The following is a 19683-nucleotide window of genomic DNA, read 5'->3' on the forward strand; positions in this document are numbered from 1 at the left end:
GATTAAATATGTAACCAACATTACACCTCAAAGATACCTACACACCCCTTCTACCAAAGTAAAAATCAAAATGTGTACAAAAAACCTACATTCAGCCCCTGAGCAAATTGAACGTCGTTACTCTGATCGTCGTCGTAAGCCAGTATAGCACTGAAATTCACGTTGATAAATTTATTCACCTTTGCAGTCACCGAGGCATCCAGACGATTATCTATATTGAACGGATCAAGTATACTTGAATAAAGCTGGTATCTGCATTTCACATTCACCTGTTTGGTAATATCCCTGTTATAATTGGCTACAATCTGCATCAGTGCCAGTTCATATCTGATACGCTTACCAATTGGTACCCCATAGTTATTCTGGTCAGGGGTGTAAGGATATAACGTTCTGTCCCAAACGATGGTTTGCCGGAAAGCGCCTGGCGCGAAGTCGACAAAAAAGAACGGATCAGGCTTGTATTCCAGACCAATCGACTGCGTAAAATAAGCCGGTGCCAGAGATCGGGATGTTTGCCTGGTCACCTTTACGGAATCCACTACAAACTCATAATTGTAACCCGCTGCGAACTGAGACTGAAAGTTGATGTTTCCAAACAGCGTCCATTTCTGATCTATTTCCCTGTTGTACTTCGCATCAAAGAAAATCCGGTCCTGACTCTTTCTATTCTCCTGTCCTTTGTTTTTCAAAAATCCGTATTGCAACTGCAAATCGGTACGCCATGCATTTTTCCCAACTCTGTTTTCAAACAATGCATTGAAAAATGCGCCTATACCCGCCGAACTCACCCCCCCGCCCGTCCAGTTACTACTAAACGATCCCTGGTTAAACGTTGAGCCCAACTGCACCTTATGCCAGCTTGTATCCTTTGTTACCTTCAATCTGGAAGCGTTCAGACTATTGGACATGTCAATCAGTTTACGGAAATCCTGTACAGTTTGAGCCGAAAGAGCTGCGGGCCGCAGGAAAAGAAGAGCAAAACCAAATAATAAAGAGTTTTTATGGAGGTTATCCCAAAACGTTGAAATACTGCGCATTATAAAATATTACTAAAGTCGGGTAAATCTGTTGACACTTACTACCCGTTTCAGATAGAAAGTATACTATGTTTTAACTGAATCACCTCGTATTTTATTCTTAACAAACTGACAAATATTGCGATTTTTTATGTCGGGAAGCAGCTTTCCAGGCTTTCTTTGGGTTGAAATAAAATTCACAACAAAATAAAAGACTTTTTTATCTTTTATATATGATTATCGTTTCTATCTTTGCATCATGTTCTCTAAAACGTGTGAATACGCTATCAGGGCAATGATCTACATTGCTCAACAATCCAAATCGGGTGGAAAGACCGGATTTAAGCAGATTGCGCACGCCATAGATGCACCCGAGCCATTCATTGCCAAAATCCTGCAGCAGCTGGGCCGCGAAAATCTGGTTCAATCCTCCAAAGGACCTCACGGTGGTTTCTATATTAATGAACAAACCATGAACCGAACACTGGCAGATGTGGTGAAAGCGATTGATGGTGACAAAATTTTTAGCGGATGCGGACTGGGTCTCACATTTTGTTCTGAGAAAAACCCCTGCCCTATTCACAACGAATTCAAATCGATCAGAAACCAGATGCAGCAAATGTTACAATCTGCCACAGTGAGCCAGTTCAATGACCTGCTGGATCGCCGCTTGGTGCACCTGGGAAGGAATTAAAAAAATTTATCCAAATAGAAGATAAAAAGATCCTTTAATATTTTATAAATTAAATTGCCATATGGAAACAAAACATAAAGAACTCGTAAAAGCTACCGTACCCGTTTTAAAAGAACATGGTGTTTTATTAACCACACATTTTTATCGCCGTGTTTTCTCTTTTAATCCGGAACTGAAAAACACATTCAATATGGGAAATCAGCAAAATGGAAAACAGCAGACAGCGCTCGCAATGGCGGTTCTGGCATATGCTGAGCATATTGACAACCCGTCGGTATTACTTCCTGTTCTTGAAAAAATCGGACATAAACATACCAGTCTGGATATACGCCCCGAGCACTATGATATCATCGGCAGGCACCTGCTCGCTTCTATAGGTGAAGTACTGGGTGACGCAGCAACGCCCGAACTGATCGAAGCATGGACAATGGCTTACGGACAGTTGGCTGGCATTATGGCAGGAACAGAAGCGCGCTTGTATGCCAACCAGGTCAACAGAGAAAATGGCTGGACGGGCTGGCGACCATTCATTGTGAAGGATAAAATTGAAGAATCGGCTGAGATTACCTCTTTTCACCTGTACCCTGCCGACGGAGGTAAGGTGCCGGACCATGTACCCGGACAGTTTTTGAGTATAAGATTGTTCCTCCCTGAGCTCAATCTCTTGCAACCTCGTCAGTACAGCATTTCCAATGCACCGAATCAACTGTATTTTCGGATTTCGGTGAAACGCGAAAAAGGTACTGAGCTGGATACAGATGGAATGATCAGCAACAGGTTACACGATTTTGTCAATCCTGGCGATCGGGTGGAAGTAAGCGCGCCTGCGGGAGATTTTGTATTGAATCAGGATTCCGAAAATCCGGTTGTTTTCATCAGTGGTGGTGTAGGACAAACACCTCTGGTAAGTATGCTCGAATCACTTTTACAAAAATCCAGCACACGCCCTATTACGTGGGTGCATGGATGCCGCAGTGAGTCGGTGCATGCATTTAAAGATACTGTTGATTACCTGGCCGGAGAATACCCTAACCTGAAACAGCACATTTTTTACAATGAAAAAAATCAGCTTTCCGATCAGTCCGTTATACAGGGAATTGTCGATCTGAGTCATCTTGAAGAAACTGCACTTGTGGCTGATGCTGAGTTCTACCTGTGCGGCCCATCACCGTTTATCAGCAAACAATATCATGACCTCAGAAACATAGGCATAGCCAAAGAGGCGATTCATTTCGAAGAATTCGGACCTGCTGTTTTAACGCTTAACTAAAAAAGAGCCCGGCTTAGACAGAACGTTCTGCAAGCCGGGCTCTTTTTTATTGGTATTCAATTGATGAAAGCTGATAACCCACAGCTATTTATTTCCTGATTCCGCTTAACATAATTTCATGGAAAAAATTGAGTCTGGTGAGCATTTCATCCAAGCGGTCATATATAATCAAGTCCATTTCCAGACCGTTCTGAGCACTCATGAATACAAACACCATCATATCCATCTCACTTTCCGAAAACACCCGAAACTCTCCCGACACGATGCCATATTGCAATATACTCTTTACAATATTCGCCTCTTTCTGATCGTATTGCTGCCGGTAGTTTGGTTTGCAGATTGTGTCAAGATTCAGCGCTGCTTTTACCTCCGTAATCATGATATTGTAGAGGTTGGTAATCTCCTTTAATCTTTTAAAACGGATCGTTACAAAAACCTTTAACTTTTCAACAGCAGTAGGCGCTTTGGAAACCTCCTCCTGCACGTAGTTAAAAAACTCATTCTTTTCGCGCTGAATAATGGCGTCGAAAATCTCTTCCTTACTTTTAAAATAATAGTATAGCGTGCTTTTACCCTTGCCGGCTTCCCTGGCTATTTCTTCCATGGTGGTTTTATCCAAACCATACTTTTGAAACAGTTTATCAGCGCCATCAAGAATTTTTTCTTTTAATATTTCGTCTTTTGTTTTCACAGAAAGTTTGGGAACGATATGCTCAATAAATAGGAATGCATCACATCCATGCGCAAAAATAGAGTATTAACTCATGGAAACATATGATAGCTACTGTATTAACAAAAATTGTTCCTCAATGTTCTTTGCGATGTTACTCAGTCAGTAAAGCTGAAACGCTCTTCCCAGCCATTCCTTCTTCCGGCAAACTGAATTGCAGCACACTTACTTTTCTGTTTTCATCCCATTCATTTTGCCAGTCCCCTCCTGCTCCGTTTAGTCTGGTATTCAATTCAAGTCTGATCTTCTTCAATTTTCCCGTAGGATCCGAAACCGTCACTTTCTGAACTTTGCTGTTCTTACGGGTTACCATCACCAGGCAAGGCTGATCCGCTTTAATATTTAAGTTATCTCCCAGTTTAACGATACCCGGCTGATAAAAAACAATCTGGCTTAAACCCAAACCGGTATGCTCCACAGCCTGCATCTGCTCCGTATTTGAGATAATTTTCACCAGATCAGACCGATAAGTGTTCATGGCTGTTTCACTTACGCCAGGCACTACAATATACTGATAAGAGCCGCTTTGCGGTTTTCTGCCGTGATCCAGCCATAGAGTAAATACTTCTTTGGTTACCGGCTCATCGGTCGCCCAGGACTGATGATTGATGGATCGCCAGGTGCCGGTTTGCGATTGATTTCTCAATTTCACATTCGCCTTGTCCGGAAACACGTAGCCGATATTGGCATGATGCACCCAGTTTACATTTTTCAAATCATACAAATCTGGCTCCAGCTGCCGCTTGTTGTCCGCTTTGACTGTTACTGCTCCATTCAGAAGACTTTGATTCAATGTAGTTGCGACGTTGAGATCCGCATCTGACTGTATTCCGGCTCCCAGACAGACAAATTCGCTGTCAAAGAAAAACCAAGCCTTTTTAGCTTTCAAAGGATCATGAACACTTTCAAAATCAAAAGCTGCAGTGCCGTATTTTTCATCGGTCACTCCACCTGTAAAATCCTTTCTTCCCTGTCGCGCCAGCTCATTCCAGTGTGCAACATCCGGCTTTTGCAACACAGTAGTTCCCGGAATTTTCTGCCAATCCCACACCGGAAAAATCTGCCTGTATTCTTCGCCTGTTACAGATATAAAATTGCTACCATCTCCATAATGATGGCTCTTCAGCCCTTCTTCATTATGTGGCTGTTCCATGTTGCTGGCCCTGTTGCTGTGCATGCGCACAGACGTGTAATAGTCCGGCCGCTGATGGGTATAATAATGAGAATGCCAAAAATAATAATCCCGGGTAAGTGCCGGTTTCACCTCGCCCCTTCTGATTTTGATGATATTCTCCAGTTCAGCTTTTCTATAGGAACCGGCTGCTAGCAAATTCTCCGGCAAATCATTCCCTGCGATCTCCAGTGCATCCTTTCTTGTAATTCCACGGTTCTCGGCGCCCGGATCCGGATACTTCCCATATACCATCGACTGGCAAATTCCATCCAGATAATAATCGATCAGCACGTGCATAGCGGGTTCGGGCAACGTGTACTTGGTACCGGCTATTTTTGCAGCCCAGTAGGCAAAGGAATCAGCATATCCCATGCCATATCCCAAGGTTGAAATCACATTATCGGTACGGTGGTGAAAACTCAGATCCGGTTTTAACCCTCTTCCCGACGACGTCTTGATTTCAGTAGCCATCACAGCAATAACCCGACTCAAAACCTCCGGATTACGTTGAAAAAGTGCCTGCTTTCCACGCATTCCGGCAATCTGAATCAAATCTCCGCCTGGCCGCGCTCCTGACGCTTCCATATTGGCACGTCCTGCAATACGAACGCCTTCCATACGTTGCCGGGGAGTGAGATCAGTATCCAGTACCAATAAAATATTGATTATCAACTCCGGCGTGCCCATTTCATTCCACCACCAATTCTCACTGATAAAGTCATTGTCAATCCAAAAATCCAATGCTTTAGAAGCGGAACTTCTCACCTTTACATCATTAAAAAATGGCGAACCGCTTTTCCTGAATGCCCTGGACAAAGCCAGTATATTCGCCAGATGTTCACGATGCTGAAAACCCGTTTTCGATACATTTTTGTAGTTAATAGTTGCCCATGTACCATCTGCTTTTTGTGTCCTGATTAACTCACCAATCCTATTTTCATCAACTGGCGAATCAAGCAGATCAGCAATAACCCGTTGCCGTATGATCTCCAGATCCGCATCCTGTTCACCCATACCCGCCGGAACAGGTATTGCGTGGTTATCGCCCGGTCTCCGAAGCTTCTGCGCCAGTGAAACCGTGCCACACAAGATCAGCAGCAATACTATAATTCTCATAAATGATGTATTTCAATATTAATTTCGAAAGGTCAAGTTAGCAAAAGCTGACGTTATCGCAGCAGTACCGTAATGGCCAGGGGAATATATACTCGTTAACCTATTTCACATTCCAGGTGGTAAGCGCTCTGGCAGGCTTTACTTTTCCGTCTGTAGTGAAATAAGCATTAAAGCTCTCTGAAGAAGACGCTGGTATTTCAACTTCAAAACCCACAAATTGTGTGTCCGGATTGGCGGCATCATAGTCGTGCGTTGGCGTTGTCGGCCATATTTTGATTTCAATCTTAGCCTTCGTTTCAAACTTCAAAAGCATTTTTTTGCCATTTTTAGTCAGTTCCACCGTTTTACCATCTATGATTTTTACCTCTGCAGCTGTTAGTAAATTCCAACGCATTTTAACCGGTTTATCCAGTGTTTTGATCTCATCTCTTACGACCACATACTTCTGATCCTGAATCGCAATTCCTCTTTTGGCTTCAGCCACCTGATCTTTGTAGATTTGAGAAATATCCATTGTTACAGCCGGCTGAGCTTCGTCGTGAGATCTGGTATCAATTTTGGCATATCCCTTCACATTCTGTAGTTGTCCATCAAAGGTCAGCGTGTTGTGCGCAAAGTTATTGAGACGGAACACTTCCCAACGCTGAGAGTTCTGAGCCCTGTTCCACAAATCCACTCCTTTGGTTTCAAGTGAATTATAATCCTGCATTCCAAAGTCTGATGCCCAACGCTCCCCCTGCACGTCAATCACAAAGGAGCCTATATCCATGTGCGCATGACTTACTGAGGGTGAACCAGCTTTTACGCCCACAAAAATGGCATTGGGATCCGTCCAGGAAGTGCGCATAAGTGCGACGGGCGAAGGCCCCTGCCCAATCCAAACTTTATGAACCGGTGCCTTTACTTTTTCCAGATCAGTTTTCGCTCCCCAAATCAGCATGGCAGGCAGTAATCTGTTACCAACAAACCTTACGTTTTTGGATGACATCATATTCCGTTGAGACCATAATAATGTCGGATCATCGTTCTTGACTGCAAACCAGAACATCGCCGGACTGAGGCCGTTCTTTAACCCGCTATCCCCCCAGTTATGAGCCAAACCTGTAGGCCCCACCAGGTTTTGAAAGAAGTCTGCTGTTTTCAGGAAACCGGAAGATTGGGAAAGCCCGAAATCGCTTCCCAGCGCCTTTTCCAATACACTCACCAATAACACGTTAAAGCTTGTACCATATTCCCAGTAACCAAACCCCTCGGGATAGGCTCCATCAGGATGGTAGGCTGGTTTTACAGCTTTAGGTAGTGATTCCAATGCACGGGCAATAGTTTTTTCAGCAAGGTCGGGCTCGTGCTCGGCAATAGCCAAAACTCCGAACACCATTCCCGCATTACATACCTGATTCCAGTTGTTATCTGATGAAAGAAACCCGTTGTATTTTTTATCATAGGATGGATCAATACCCTTTTCCCTGATGGCCTGGCGAATTTTCAACCGTGATTCTTCGGGCAACTTATCATGAAGCCAATCGTAACCGATAGCCACGCCAAGCGTCATTTCAGCCACATCCAGAAAATGGGATGGATTCCAGTCTGTGAAACCGGAGACGGCTAGCATTTCACTTTCCGCTCGTTTCAGATATTTTTGATCGCCTGTGGTCCGATATGCATAAGACAGTTGAAACACGCGCCGGAGACATTCACGTGATACGCTCAGAAGACGCTTGCCGGTCTGTATTCTTTCCAATGTTTTTTCGTTGACCAGCTTGTCACACTCTGCCAATATAGCCTGATGTACGTTGTTCCATTCTGTATGCTTTTTCACCTGCTGATTAACCAGCGTCTCCTCGCCTTTCAGCAACAATAATCTCGGATGCTGTGCAGACATGGAACGTACCAGTTCTGAGACGGATTGCTGAGCCATGCAAAAGCCCGACAATAACGTCAGAGCAAGGGTTAGGTTTATGAGTTTTTTCATCAGATTATTTATGAGCAGTTTAAGAAATAGTATCCAATTAAGGAAGGTGGAACTGATATCGAAAGTAACCATGTAACTACCTCTCTACCTTTTCAAAAGCAAGTTGATACCTTTTTATACGTAGTATTTTCTAAAACAACCAGGCCCGAAACGTTATGATTCCGGGCCTGGTTTTCTACTTGTTTGCAAAATCAATGCTTTATTAATTATAATTCGCCGGATTTTCATCCTGCCACTCATTTACACCATCCCTGATTCTGTTGCGGAAAGTGAGCGTATCCTGGGCAAATGAAGTGGTTCCATCTGCATTAGCATATTTATAACGAAGCACAATGCGCCTATCCTGTAACAATTTAGAGCGGTTGAAAACACTTTCTCCGTCAGGAAGGATTTCAACTGCTGAGCCGGGTGCCTTGCTCACTGTAACTTTAGTACCCTCTAGTGTCAGCTTCATAGAGCCTGCCTGATCACTAATTTTATTGGTTACCAATGCGTTGGGTGCCACCGTTTTCAGGTTCAGAATTTTCACTTCGGGCGAAGGAATCGTCGTATAATAGCGAATGGTGTTCACCACTTTGCCGGTTGCGTCTTTCACCGTGGTAACTCCGCCATGCCAGTAGTTCCCGAACAGCATGTTCTCGTATTTGAGTGCTACTACAGTAAAAGCTTTTGCCCTGTGAATCGAGTCAGCGTCGGCTGTCGTGATCTGGAATGGTATTGCATATCCAGGTTTGATTGTCGCCAGATCCTGCAGAAAACGGGCAGAATCTGCTTTAATAGTCACCGCACCCATGTGATTACCTTGTTTGATAATCATCTTGCTGTTATCTGAAATCGTGAAATACGATGCCGGCATTAACTTCAGCGTGTCCACAGGAGCAATTGCTTCTTTGATATAGTTGGCACCCGCCTTCATGGCAGCGAGTATGTTGGCATTGATCAGGGAATTGTCCATCGTGAAATTGACCACTCTGTCCTGACGGTTCTCCCGCACACCGCCCAAAGCAGCACCTACCTCAATTTTCATCCCTTCACCTACCACAAATGTGCGGACATTGGTTTGATACATGAAATAGATGGAGCTGTAATCAAAGTCTTTGATATAGTCTTCGTAACAGGAAGTCATGCCTGCGAGCAGAAATAAAGCGGCTGTGATCGTTTTTTTCATATCCTTATTGTCTGTGGGATTGACCTGTAAAGCGTGAATCCCAGTGATTACTTAGTTGTTTCTGCAAATCATTTCCAGGTTGTCCATCCTTCGTTCTGTACCAGATTGCTCATTCTCAGCATTTCGTCAAAAGGAATAGGTAAAGAACCCGAAGCAAAGGACCGCGATTCGGCAAGGTCGTCGAGTTTGTAAGTAAATGATCCGTCTGAATTTCTGGTAATGAGCGGACGGTGAACGGGTTTGTTAATTTCATTGAGTCCTGTTGACCAGCGTCTGATATCGTAGAAGCGCTGTCCTTCAAAACAAAATTCAATCCTGCGTTCATTTTTAACAAACTCTCCAAAAGCCGTTTTGCCCGCTGCAGCGACTTTCGTCAGGTAAGGATCCAGAACGAATCCTTTTCCACCATCGGTATTATTTTTAGCTCTGATCAAAGCCATGGCATCTTTTGCTGAAATACCATATTTACTTCCTAGCGGGCCTTCCACCTGATTGGCTGCTTCGGCAAAAGCAAATACCATGTTTTCCCAGCGAATGAAGATTTTGGTATGCGGTTGGCGGTTGATCGCATTATCTCCCCAGTTCAGCCCCATAAATACCATTTTCTTGATATGATAGTTGGTTCTGCTGTTTGCCGGTGGCCCCGGTGCATCTTTTCCTCCTGTCCAGTTTTCGAACGTATACATGGGCGTGGTGCTGGAACTGTTCAGCCGCATCGCTTTAGCATTGTTGTGAAAAATGGTAGCATAAAGTCTCGGATCTCTGTTATCGTAAGGCCTGGCAGGATTGTATCCGCTCTCCGGATCTGTAATCGGAAAACCGTTCGCCATCGGGAATGCGTCTACAAGCTCCTGTGTTGCGCCTACCTGGCCATTTCCCTGAAAACCACCCGGATAAAACATACGCTCCATCGCATCGTTGCCATTGTTATACCGTGCAGAAAAAACGATTCCCCCGAAATTGGGATTAAACCAATCGACTGCTTTTGTGGGACCGAAACCATTCGTTACTGCATCTGTTTTTTGTTTAAAATCCATTACCACTTTGGCATTTTTTGCAGCAGAATCCCATCTGGCTACATTGTTGGCGGGGTTGAAACGCGGGCTCGCCCAGGTTTGATATACGAGCGCTTTCAATGCTTTGGTAGTGATGCCGTCGAAACGTCCCCAATAGCGCCCACCGGCATATGCTCTGTCATTCACATTCGGAACGAGGTAGTCTCTATGTGCAATCGGCAAATACTTGTAGGCCGAATCGCAATCGGCAATGATCTGCTGCACGCATTCGTCATAGGTATTACGCTTCAGGTTTGTTTCTGCTTTTACATCAATCGGTTCCAGTACAATAGGAAAACCAAGTAACTGACCATCCATTCCTTTTCCTCCGAATTTTTGTAAAAGATCCCACTGGAACCAGGCACGCAAAGCGAAAGCTTCTCCCTGCAAACGGGTTTTCACAAGACTGTCCAGATGCGCATTGACAAGGAAACGGGTATTGAAACCTCTGCGGTCTTTCAGGAAAAGATTCACGAGATAGATAGACCGGTAATCGCGATCCCAATAGGTACGGAAAGGATCCTGGCTTGTAGGCAAAGCCCCAGTTGCCAGTCTGACCATGGCATTGGTAGTAGCAGTAATCACCACGTCGTCACTTGCCCCATCCAGGAAAACACCTTCGTTATCGTTATAGTTACGAGGCATGTTGTCGTAGCATTGGCCCACAAGTCCCTGCACCATGTCCTGGTATTTCCAGATATCTTCCGTGGTTCTGTTTCCATTCGGATAAGGCTCCAGATAGTCAACGCAGGATAACAGTGTGAGCGTTACCATCAGTATCGCGCCCAGACTTTTGATTTTTATATTTTTGAAATCCATAATCATTCGTGATTAAAATGTGAGCTTCACTCCACCTGTGAATGTTCTGAAAAGGGGATTCACGGTTACACCTGAATTGATCGATTCAGGATCCACATCCTTGATTTTAGACACTGTAAGCAAATTCGCTCCGCGTACATACAATCTTAATCCTCTGGCTCCGATCACCTGTGCAGCGCCGGCAGGCACATTGTAAGCCAGCTCTACATTCTGAATTTTGAAATAACCACCGTCTCTCAGCCAGAAATTTGAACCGATAAAATTGTTATTGACCTTCTGATACGTCAGGCGGGGATAATCGCCACCTTCATTTTCTTTTACGAAATTGGAGTAATTGTTGTCATTCCAGCCGTTCCAGAAATACTTGTTGGTCATGCCGATATCGTAAAACGCCCGTCCGTTACCTACCGCAGTCAATTCAAAATTTTTGAAACCCACCCGAAGATTTAGCGCATAAATCAGTCTCGGAGAAGAGTGTCCTATCTGGCTCTGGTCGTTGTCATCTACTACTCCATCACCATTTTTATCCTGGTATTTCAAATCTCCCTGTTTGAGCACCTCATCATAGATCTGAGGAACAATTCTGGTTTCTTCGTCGCTGCTGAACTTCCCAAGATAGGTCTGTCCCCAGTAGCCATCTGTAGGTGTTCCGATGCGGGTCTGATAATCAAAGCGGTAGGCAGGCTCATCGTATTTGAGGATTTTACTATTTTGAACAGATGCATTACCACCTACGGAGAAACGGACTGCTCCAACTTTGTCAGAGTATTGGATACCTGTTTCCACTCCGAAAAAACGCATTTTGTTGTAATTGAACCAGGGACGGGATGTGGATATACCAGCAACAAGAGGGACAGTATTCGCCAGCTGCGACACCATTCCATCACGCAGGTTATTGAAGTAATTCACCTCAACCGAAAGCTTTCTGTTGAATAGTAAGGCATCCATACCTATACTAATTTCCTTTCTTTTCTCCCACGTCAGATCAGGATTACCAATACGGGCAGGCGTTGTTCTGTATACAGCGTTATCAGTATTACTGCCAAACCACTGATTCGTAGAAAAAGGCCCGAAAGCAGCACCGGTAGAGTTTACGCCCCAACGATCCAGATCATAAAACGGAGGCAGGAAGCTTTCATAACCCAGAATCCCGCCTTCAACTCTTAGTTTGAGATAATTAACCGGCGTTACATTTTTCAGGAAACTTTCTTCTGACAATACCCAGCCAATACCCGCAGAAGGAAACATGGCGTATCTTTTGTCTTTGGCAAAGCTGTAGGTACCTGCGTAATTAAGCACTCCCTGAAATACGTACCTGTCTTTGAAGGAATAAATTCCGGTAAGTATTGCATTCTGCTGACGTTGCGGCTCCTCTATTCCGTTTTTGGAAATTCTTGAAAGGAAATAGGTAAGTCCTACCTGCAAGTCATTAGCGCCCCATGTTTTGTCATAGCTCAGGTTTTCATAGATCACAAAACGTTGGGAATAGTAGTCGTGCAGTTTGGCCATACCCGGCATGTCCACACCATCGTGTACTTTCGATAAACGAATAGTGTCCTGGCCTGAGGCGGTGGTTCCAGGCGTAGCGATATAGGCGATATAATCTTCAGCCTTACCAATACGCAAACTATTGAATACATTAAACCCAGCATAAGTTCTCGATTTCAAACCGGGCAATATCTCTTTCATATCATATTCGAAAGTGACATTAGATGCTCCTGTACGTCCCTTTTCAGAATAGTATCCGTTATGAACAAGGTTGCCGATAGGATTGGTTTTGAAGTTGGAACTTACACCGTACCAGGGTGCAACTGCATTGTCCCCAAAGGCAGCATACACCGGAAATGCGATTGGTGGCGTATTGGTAATATCATTGATTACCGTATTGAATTCTACCAGATCCAGAGCAGTATTGGTGTTGCCGTCTTCATTGGTAAAATTGGAATTGTAGCCATAATTGGGTGAACGGCGAATGGTTAATCCTCCGAAAAAGTCGACTTTTACTTTGATCAGTTCATTGATCTTCACATCAATATTGGATCGAACATTGATCCTGTGATAGTCAGAGATATCACCGATCTTGTAAATATCTCCTTCTCCATTGTAGCCCAGATACGCATTGTACTGAATCGTTTCGTTTCCTCCGCCTGATGACAAATTGGCTCTGCGGAAGGACTTCGAATTTTTCAGCATCATATTCCTAAAATCCACGCTCGGCGTGTACATATTATATGGGTCATTTTGTGCATATCCGTTAATAGCCGATTCGCTGTACAAAGGCGTCATTCCGCTATTGATCCGCGCCGTGTTATTTAGTCTTGCATAGTCGGCACCGGAAGCCCAGCCAGGAAAACGGTCAACAATACTTACACCTTCTTCCACATTCACATTCATCACACGCTCGTGTGCTTTACCCCGTTTTGTTTTGATATAGATGATCCCATTGGCTCCACGCGGCCCGAGCATCGCTTTGCCCACAATATCCTTGATAACCGTCACTGTTTCAATTTCCTGAGGATCCAGGTTCATTTCTGTAATATCTGTCGGAATGTCGTCAATGATAAAAATCGGACTGAAACCTCTGGAAGTAATTCCCACTTTCTCTGTTACCCTGAAAAAACCAAGTTCTTCCTCAGCGTTCAGACCGGTTGATCCGTCTCTTTCGGTTACCTCAATACCTGTGGCAATACCGGCAAACGCGTTTCTGAGATCATTGGTTGGATATTTTTCAAGATCCTGTGTCCTGAATACGTTGTAGCTGCCGGTCGTTTTTCGCTTCAACAGATTCATGTAAGGCATAGGCACCTCATCATCCGGAGTCATATAGAGCTTCGCCTTTTTCAAGACAATGTTATCTTCAATCAAATCTCCGATCAGAGAAACCTTTTTGCTGTAACCATAAGAAGTTACAGTGATAAAATCTGCGGGCAATGCTTTGAAATTGAAACTCCCTTTGTCATTTGTCTCGGCATGAATAAGCCCCTCTCCTACTACTACGGTGGCCTTCGGGATTGGATTTCCCTCTTCGTCGGTAACTTTAAGGTTTACATCAACAGGTTGTGCCTTTCTGCTGGTTTTGTCCTGAGCTATAACCGGAGTTACGAACATGAGCATCAAAACAGCCAAACCCAGATAGCCCTGCATTTTTCGATATATATATAATCTCATCATGATCAATGTTTTAGGTTTAGGCTACCACACTTCGTTGGAAACAAAATTTTTCATCTTGTACATGTCTTCCGAATTGAAAGGAAAATAGTACATGGCATCCTTCCAGCGCACCTGCCTGTCGGCCGACATTGGCATACGTGTGTATCTGAAGCCTGTAGGAAAAGCAGCGCTCACAGGTACCTTTTCAATGTCCACACGGTACAAGGTTCCGCTCATTACGCGAGGAGCGTCTTTCCAGCGCCGGATATCGTGGAAGTAATGCCCGCCTTCAAAGCAAAGCTCAATGGTTCTTTCGTTCTTGATCCGGTCGCGCAGCTTGTCCTTGGATCCGATATAGGCGGTTAATACATCAGGCATTCCGGCACGTGTGCGGATCTTGTTGACAGCTTGCAGCGAGGTCATGGTAGCTCCCGGCGCAACACCCGCAGGTCCGTAGGCCTCATTAGCCGACTCTGCATAATTCAGATACAATTCGCCCAGACGGATCAGCGGGTCGGTATACTGAGGCGTAGTTTTGTTTTTTACGCTTTGCTCCCCCCAGGTTTTGCGCTCATAATAACCCGTGCGGGTAATACCGGCATACGTCTGATCAAGCAACTCTGCATAAATAGCGGCTCCATTATTGGTTTCATAGTAAATCTTGGCAGCGCCATAACCTGGAATTTGTGACTGATTGTAGATAATGTCAATCGCAAACCGTGGATCCCGGTTCGCATAAGGATCTTGTTCCTTATAATGCCCCGCTGCTGTGGCTGCGGCACGATCAGCCTCGGTGTTCAAAGGCTCCCCCCATTTGGTTTCAAATTTATCTACTGTATTCTGTGTGGGACATTCGCCTGACCAGCCCGTTTTTCCTCCTCCGAATACACCATTTACCTGCCCTTGCAAATCGCCGGCATTGTAGGCTCTCGTACCGGCAGACCATGCCCAGAGCTGCTCATTGGAATATTGATTTCCGATATAGTTTCGCTTGTAATCAGACAGTGGCAAAAGATCATATCCGTACTGTTCAGCTACTTTAATTGCCTCCCAATTGGCTTTTGCAGCTTCCTCCCAGTCCTTCACACCGAGTTCGTTGTTCAACGGGCTTGCCGCATACAAGAGTGCACGGGCTTTAAATGCCAAAGCAGCTACTCCATTCGGGCGCTTTTGTTCAGGATTGTTAAGGTGGCCGGCAATACCCGGAGGCGGATCACGACGCATCAGATCAGCTGCTTTGAAATAAGAAGCTGCCGTATCCATGTCTGCAGCAATCCGAATCAGCGTTTCGTGTTTGGATAACCTGGCAATATCCCATTCATCGTCAGGACCAATCACTTTGTTAAGATATGGCATAGGTCCCCACAGCCGGAAAAGCTCGAAATGTGCAAATGCCCTGATAAAATGCGCCTGCCCTTTGAAGTCGTTGATATCAACCGCATTGACATCTTTGAGCATATCAATATTTTGCAGGGAAGTATTACAAACTCTGATAATTTTGAACATCGAGCCCAGAATCGGGCGGCGCGCCTGGTCATAGGTCATTTTATTGATAATGGCTGAAACGGAGCCGCTCTTGATGACCTGCGCATCCATAACCCGGCCCATATCGCTCATATCTGTCAGCGACTCCATGGTATATTTCTGATCCCAGAAATCGAAATACAGCGAGTAGGCATTTTTGATGTTGTAGCCTCTCCAGGTTGTCCCGTCCAGTTTATTGCCTTCATAAATGGTGTCAAAAAACTTCTTGAAGTTTTCGTATTTGGAGAATACATCCTCAGGTCCCAGACCCGACTCCGGTGCCTGGTCCAGATAACTCTGTACACAACCCGAGAGCAGTACCAGCAATAAAACCGGTACACATAATAGTGCGAAGTACTTTTTCATATGTTAAAGGTTTAGCTTAGAATGCCGCCCTGATGGCGAATTTCAAAGTGGTCATCTGCGGATAAAATCCCTGATTAAAATCTTTGCGTTCGGGATCACCTTCAATCAGTTTGGTGATGGTGAAAAGATTATTTCCTGTTACAAAAAACATCAGATTGGATGTACCCAATACACGCTGCAAAACTTTGGAATTGAATGTGTAAGCTGCATACACTTCTCTCAGGCGCAGGTAATTTGCATTCCTCCAGAACCTGTTCTCTACCATAATATCAAAGCCTCTATCGGCCTCCCCACCACCCCAGAAAAGGTTGTCGGTACTACCACCACCGGAATAATGCAACGTGGCGTGATTGGCATTTGGGTTTGTCGGCGTCCAATAATCAAGCTGAGAAGCGTGGACTCTCCAGTCCCCTTTGATAAACTCTACTTCGTAAGGCTGATTAAATTCAACATACTTGCCTACGTTGCCCTGGAACATAAAGTTGAAGTCAAACTTTTTCCAGGAAAACCCGGCAGAGAACGAATAGGTGATTGGCGCAAAATCCGATCCGGGAATGGGGTATTTATCCAGATTGGTAATTTTTCCGTCACCATTGTAATCCAGGAACTTATAGTCACCTACATTCAGCTTGTACAGATCAATGGCTGCCGTGTTGTTATGGATGTCATCTACAGAAGAGTAATAGCCACTTCCTGTAAGTTCCACGCCACTTAGTTGCGCGCCAAGAGGTTTATTCGCATCCTTCTGGTAATCAAAAGCGTAAGGCAAATCATCTTTGAAAAGAATCCGATTTTCATTAAACCCGAAAATCCCTTTCACAAAATAATTAAGACCATTGCTGATTGTTTTGCGGTATTCTGCTTCCAGCTCTATCCCATGCTTTTTAAGACGCCCCAGGTTCAGTTCTTTGAATGAATTACCTACCATCATGGTTACGCTTCGTGGTACGAGCAGCATTTTTTCTCTTTTCTCATCAAAGAAATCGACGGTAAAATTGAAGCTGTCGTTCCATAAACCGAGCTCGATACCGAGGTCGCGCTTACGAGCCTCCTCCCATTGCGAAACCCGGTTAGCCCCGAGGTCTTCATGGATATAACCGCTGTTGTCTTTGTAAAAGTCGCTCAGATACAACCATCTGTTAGCAGCGATATCACTACCCACCATTCCATCAGAATAACGGAATTTAAGTTTACTCACCCAAGGTAATGCGTTCTTGAAAAATTTCTCCTCTGAAAGCATGTAACCTACCGCACCTGAAGGGAAAAAACCATATCTGTTTCCCGGAGCAAAGCGTTCGGAACCCGTAAGACCAACATTGACCTCCACCATGTATTTACCTGCAAAGTCATATGTACCGCGGCCTACAAGTCCCTGATTGTAATAGGGAAAATCTGTTCTTCTGTCTTTCTGCTGACGGTTCACCAGCGCAAGACCCGAAACATTGTGTTTACCAAAACTGCGCAGGTAATTCAAAGAACCTTCATAGTACAGATCCATGTAATACGGAGGGTTGTCTTCAAGTGCTCCTACGTTAATATCCAACGGTCCCTGCTGAAACATCTCATTACCCTGCCCGTTTCTGAACCATGGATTTTCTTCCGTACCAATCTTGTCGTAGTTTAACTGATACTCCGGAAATGTATAACTGGCGGTGAGCGACCTGTTTCTGTAAAATGTACTTAGCGAAACTTTTCCGCGCGCTGACAATCCCTGTGTAATCCCATCCAGTTTCTGATCCAGAATTAAATCGGTAAACAACTGAGAATCTATGTACCTGTTGAAGGAACCCTGATTCATAGACGTATACGGATTCCCTGTAAATTCTCCGAAGTTCATGGCAAGGCGATCACCTCTGTCATTGGGATAATCAGGATCAGGAACCTGCTCCAATACCCAGGCAGGAAAATAGGCAGGGTAACGCGACGGCCCCGTTGAATACAGATTTCGCCATGGCGTATCGTTTGGCTGGTTTTTTACGCCCGTTTCTCCTCCCACATTCAAAGAAAGCGTAGTGCTTTTACTGAGATTGAAATCAATATTAGTCCGATAGTTGAACCTGTTGTACCAATAACGGGTGTCATCATAGCCTTCTTTATATGCTTTGAAAAAATCCCCCTGATAGGTGTACCCTACAGAAGCAAAGTATTTGATAAAGTTGGTACCGCCACTCACATTAAAGTTTGCATTAGCATTGGTTGCAAAAGGCTTGGTCATGATATCAAACCAGTTCACATCCGGATACCGAAGTGCGTTCAGCGGTGTTGAGGGACTTTTGTACTCGTTTAAAGCATACTGCGGAATCAGGTCGGTAAACTGCTGTCCGTTCATCAGCGCCTGATTGTACATCGTCATTGTTCTGTACGAGCTGATATGATCAGGAATACGCGTTGCTTTGGCCAAACCATAAGAGGCTGTAAAATCCAACTTGGGTTTACCTATAGCTCCTCTTTTCGTCGTTACAATCACTACGCCGTTAGCTCCTTTTGCCCCGAACACAGCAGTTGCGGAAGCATCTTTCAGTACGGAGATTGTAGCGATTTCATTTGGATCCATATCCTTGAAATCACGTTCCACACCATCCACCATAATCAGCGGTTGCGAACCATTCCAGCTCGAAAGCCCGCGGATGATAATTTCCGAATGGTCATTTCCCGGCTCACCGCTGGCTTGCATGGTAAGTACACCGGAAAGTTTACCAGCAATGGCATTGGTAATGTTAGACGTTCCCGAGCGCATCAAAGCTTTGTTGTCCACCTGAGTGATGGCTCCGACCACACTTTCCTTTCGCTGAACACCATAACCTACCACCACTACTTCCTCAAGGGATTTGTTTTCGGAAACAAGTTTCACTTCCATAGTTCGCTTTACGCCCACCGGATGCTCCTGACTAACGTACCCGATATAGCTGAAAACCAAAACTGAATTGTTGTTGGCAACTATGATCTTGAACCTTCCGTCAGTATCTGTGGAAAGTCCGTTCACTGTACCTTTTTCAACCACATTCACACCTGGCAATACTTCTCCGTTGTCCCCTTTTACAACACCGGATACCGTTACCGCCATCGCTTGCAAGCTATTGTTCATCACCTGCGTAAGCCTGTTGGCATGGAACTCGTCTACTGTCATGTTCATTTTTTCAACGGGAGCAGGCAATACCGAACTGGGTTTAGGTTTGCTGATTACCTCAGTAACAGGCTGTTTTTTTGCACCTGATACATAGATGGTTTCATTTACTCTGGCAAAGCTCACATTGGATTCCTTTGAAATGTGACGAAGGATTTTGCCAATACTGCTGGAAGTAAAATTGAGATCAACCTTTTTATTCTGAACCAGCGTTTGATCATACTGGAAATTAAAGTCCGTTTTGTCATTGATGGCTACAAAAGCATCTTCCAACGGCACATCTTCTAGGTGAATCGAAATGATAATTTTCTCAATACTTTTCTCCTGGGCATTACCCTCTGATGCGGAAAGTAACCCTATAAAAACGCATTGCAACACCATTCCGACTAGGGCATATCTGGACATTACTGCAATTTGTTGTAGTAGTTTATATTCCATATTTTTGATTGTTTGAATTTTCGAATTCATTACAACTGACTCTTACCGTCATCTTATGGAGCGCCAA

General features: G+C 44.5%; 11 protein-coding genes. 2 read left to right on the forward strand and 9 right to left on the reverse strand.

The window, feature by feature from the left end:
• Positions 1–65: 65 nt before the first annotated feature.
• Positions 66–1037 (reverse strand): DUF3078 domain-containing protein, encoded by a 972-nt coding sequence (locus DSL64_RS06645; protein WP_115829878.1) that lies wholly within the window; start codon positions 1035–1037, stop codon positions 66–68.
• 238 nt (positions 1038–1275) lie between these two features.
• On the opposite strand from DSL64_RS06645, the gene DSL64_RS06650 reads away from it, so the two are divergent.
• Entirely contained in the window at positions 1276–1710 is a 435-nt protein-coding gene (locus tag DSL64_RS06650; protein WP_115829879.1) for an RrF2 family transcriptional regulator, read from the forward strand.
• A 61-nt stretch (positions 1711–1771) separates the two neighbouring features.
• On the forward strand, positions 1772–2980 hold the full coding sequence (gene hmpA, locus DSL64_RS06655; protein ID WP_115829880.1) for an NO-inducible flavohemoprotein: 1209 nt from the start codon (positions 1772–1774) through the stop codon (positions 2978–2980).
• Positions 2981–3068: 88 nt separating this feature from the next.
• On the opposite strand, the gene DSL64_RS06660 is transcribed toward hmpA, so the two are convergent.
• The 8 genes from DSL64_RS06660 to DSL64_RS06695 all read right to left on the reverse strand — a co-directional run bounded on the left by DSL64_RS06660 (position 3069) and on the right by DSL64_RS06695 (position 19616).
• Complete coding sequence (locus tag DSL64_RS06660; protein ID WP_158547891.1) at positions 3069–3671, reverse strand: TetR/AcrR family transcriptional regulator; 603 nt, start codon at positions 3669–3671, stop codon at positions 3069–3071.
• A gap of 133 nt (positions 3672–3804) precedes the next feature.
• On the reverse strand, positions 3805–6000 hold the full coding sequence (locus tag DSL64_RS06665) for a polysaccharide lyase family 8 super-sandwich domain-containing protein (RefSeq protein ID WP_115829882.1): 2196 nt from the start codon (positions 5998–6000) through the stop codon (positions 3805–3807).
• Between the two features lie 100 nt (positions 6001–6100).
• Positions 6101–7972 (reverse strand): heparinase II/III domain-containing protein, encoded by a 1872-nt coding sequence (locus DSL64_RS06670; RefSeq protein WP_115829911.1) that lies wholly within the window; start codon positions 7970–7972, stop codon positions 6101–6103.
• Between the two features lie 202 nt (positions 7973–8174).
• Entirely contained in the window at positions 8175–9140 is a 966-nt protein-coding gene (locus DSL64_RS06675) for a DUF1735 domain-containing protein (RefSeq protein ID WP_115829883.1), read from the reverse strand.
• Positions 9141–9208: 68 nt separating this feature from the next.
• Entirely contained in the window at positions 9209–11014 is a 1806-nt protein-coding gene (locus DSL64_RS06680) for a RagB/SusD family nutrient uptake outer membrane protein (RefSeq protein ID WP_115829912.1), read from the reverse strand.
• 12 nt (positions 11015–11026) lie between these two features.
• Positions 11027–14185 carry a SusC/RagA family TonB-linked outer membrane protein gene (locus tag DSL64_RS06685; RefSeq protein ID WP_229216986.1) on the reverse strand — a complete coding sequence of 1053 codons (3159 nt, stop codon included), beginning with the start codon at positions 14183–14185 and terminating at the stop codon, positions 11027–11029.
• Positions 14186–14206: 21 nt separating this feature from the next.
• The gene (locus DSL64_RS06690) at positions 14207–16054 is read right to left on the reverse strand and encodes a RagB/SusD family nutrient uptake outer membrane protein (RefSeq protein ID WP_115829884.1); all 1848 of its coding nucleotides are present in this window, start codon (positions 16052–16054) and stop codon (positions 14207–14209) included.
• Between the two features lie 16 nt (positions 16055–16070).
• A complete protein-coding gene (locus tag DSL64_RS06695; RefSeq protein ID WP_229216987.1) occupies positions 16071–19616 on the reverse strand; it encodes a SusC/RagA family TonB-linked outer membrane protein in 3546 nt (1181 codons plus the stop codon).
• Positions 19617–19683 lie beyond the last annotated feature (67 nt).

This window comes from Dyadobacter luteus (assembly GCF_003383615.1).
Classification (GTDB): Bacteria; Bacteroidota; Bacteroidia; order Cytophagales; family Spirosomataceae; genus Dyadobacter; species Dyadobacter luteus.

What these genes read in the sequence shown, in the direction of transcription:
- DSL64_RS06665 (WP_115829882.1), bottom strand. Translation starts at nt 6,000, where the DNA reads ATGAGAATTATAGTATTGCTGCTGATCTTGTGTGGCACGGTTTCACTG.
- DSL64_RS06670 (WP_115829911.1), bottom strand. Translation starts at nt 7,972, where the DNA reads ATGAAAAAACTCATAAACCTAACCCTTGCTCTGACGTTATTGTCGGGC.
- DSL64_RS06650 (WP_115829879.1), top strand. Translation starts at nt 1,276, where the DNA reads ATGTTCTCTAAAACGTGTGAATACGCTATCAGGGCAATGATCTACATT.
- DSL64_RS06685 (WP_229216986.1), bottom strand. Translation starts at nt 14,185, where the DNA reads ATGATGAGATTATATATATATCGAAAAATGCAGGGCTATCTGGGTTTG.
- hmpA (WP_115829880.1), top strand. Translation starts at nt 1,772, where the DNA reads ATGGAAACAAAACATAAAGAACTCGTAAAAGCTACCGTACCCGTTTTA.
- DSL64_RS06690 (WP_115829884.1), bottom strand. Translation starts at nt 16,054, where the DNA reads ATGAAAAAGTACTTCGCACTATTATGTGTACCGGTTTTATTGCTGGTA.
- DSL64_RS06695 (WP_229216987.1), bottom strand. Translation starts at nt 19,616, where the DNA reads ATGGAATATAAACTACTACAACAAATTGCAGTAATGTCCAGATATGCC.
- DSL64_RS06675 (WP_115829883.1), bottom strand. Translation starts at nt 9,140, where the DNA reads ATGAAAAAAACGATCACAGCCGCTTTATTTCTGCTCGCAGGCATGACT.
- DSL64_RS06645 (WP_115829878.1), bottom strand. Translation starts at nt 1,037, where the DNA reads ATGCGCAGTATTTCAACGTTTTGGGATAACCTCCATAAAAACTCTTTA.
- DSL64_RS06680 (WP_115829912.1), bottom strand. Translation starts at nt 11,014, where the DNA reads ATGGATTTCAAAAATATAAAAATCAAAAGTCTGGGCGCGATACTGATG.